The sequence below is a fragment of the Kitasatospora sp. NPDC050543 genome (assembly GCF_044457565.1).
Lineage (GTDB): Bacteria > Actinomycetota > Actinomycetes > Streptomycetales > Streptomycetaceae > Kitasatospora.
Window position 1 is genome coordinate 1 of sequence record NZ_JBITGZ010000098.1, and the last position, 1,299, is coordinate 1,299.

Annotated in this window: 2 protein-coding genes; both read right to left on the reverse strand. The window is 66.7% G+C overall.

Annotation, left to right across the window (positions count from 1 at the left end):
* Window positions 1-30 precede the first annotated feature (30 nt).
* Window positions 31-930: an IS3 family transposase gene (locus ACIBH3_RS35955; RefSeq protein ID WP_396316320.1), complete on the reverse strand. Its 900-nt coding sequence runs from the start codon at window positions 928-930 to the stop codon at window positions 31-33.
* Between the two features lie 29 nt (window positions 931-959).
* Window positions 960-1,247, reverse strand: coding sequence for a transposase (locus tag ACIBH3_RS35960; protein ID WP_396316321.1), 288 nt, complete (start codon window positions 1,245-1,247; stop codon window positions 960-962).
* Window positions 1,248-1,299 lie beyond the last annotated feature (52 nt).

The following is a 1,299-nucleotide window of genomic DNA, read 5'->3' on the forward strand; positions in this document are numbered from 1 at the left end:
TGTCAATCCCCTGGTTTCGTAGAGGCCTTCCTATGCAGCCAGTCCCTCGTTCAGGCGACCGGCTCGTGCCTCGCTGATGATCCGTTCGAACTCCGTCGGGGGTAGTCCGTTCGCCGCGCTGTGCCTACGGCGCGTGTTGTAGAAGTCGGTGATCCAGGTGGCGATCTTCAGGCGGGCCTCGGCCCTGGTGGCGAAGTGGTGCCGGTGGATGTACTCGACCTTGATCAGCGAGTTGAACGACTCCGCGGCGGCGTTGTCCAGCGCCGACCCCACACGCCCCATGGACTGCACCACACCCAGCCGGTCGCACAGGTTGTTGTACGCCTCGCTGGTGTACTCGCTGCCGCGATCGCCGTGGAAGATCACGCCGTCCACTGCCCCGCCGCGTGTCGTGGCCGCCATCTGCAACGACGCCACCACCAGGGCGGCGTCGTGGTGGGCGCCCATCGCATAGCCGAGCAGACGACGTGAGAAGAGATCGATGACGGTGGCCAGGTAGAGCTTGCCCTCGCCGGTGTCGATCTCGGTCATATCGCCGACCCACAGCACGTTGGGAGCGACCGCGTCGAAGATACGCCGCACCAGGTCAGGAGCGGCTCTGCGTTTGCCCTGCCGGGTGAGCGAGCGGCGCCGGCGCGGCGGCTTGCGGCCCTGCAGTCCCAGGTCGGCCATGATCTCGGCGACCGTGTTCACCGACACCTGCCAGCCCTCGGCCCACAGGTCCAAGGTGATCCGCGGCGAGCCGTAGGTGCCGCCTGAACGGTGGAAGAAGTACGTGATCCTCTCTTCGAGTTTCGCCCGCCGGACCTCCCGGTTCGTCGGCGCGGCCGGGCGCCTTCGCCACTTGTAGAACCACGCCTGGGACACGCCGAGCGCCCGGCAGGTGACGGTGTGCGGGATGCCGTGCTCGGTCCTCTGGTCGCTGATCACCCCGACGAGCTCCGCCGGGTCCGCCACAGCTACTTCACCCACAGGACCATGCAGCGTTTGAGGACATCACGCTCCATCGCCAACTCTTTGTTGTCCCGCTTCAGTTGAGTGTTCTCCCGGCGCAGTCGCGCCAGTTCCTCGCTCTCCCCGGACCCAGTGCCGGCGGCCTGCCTGGCCCGCGAGACCCACGTCGCCAGCGTCGTCTCGTTGATCCCCAGATCCCTCGCCACCTCGGCAAGCGTCTTGCCGGTCTCGGCGACGATCCGCACAGCCCCCTCACGGAACTCCGCGTCGAACTTCCGCCTCTTGTCTGCCATGACTCCCAACTTCCCCTGCAGTCACGGTCTCTACGCTACGAGGGGAAGGTCA

Coding starts and splice junctions, on each gene's coding strand:
- ACIBH3_RS35960 (WP_396316321.1), bottom strand. CDS start 1,247: ATGGCAGACAAGAGGCGGAAGTTCGACGCGGAGTTCCGTGAGGGGGCT.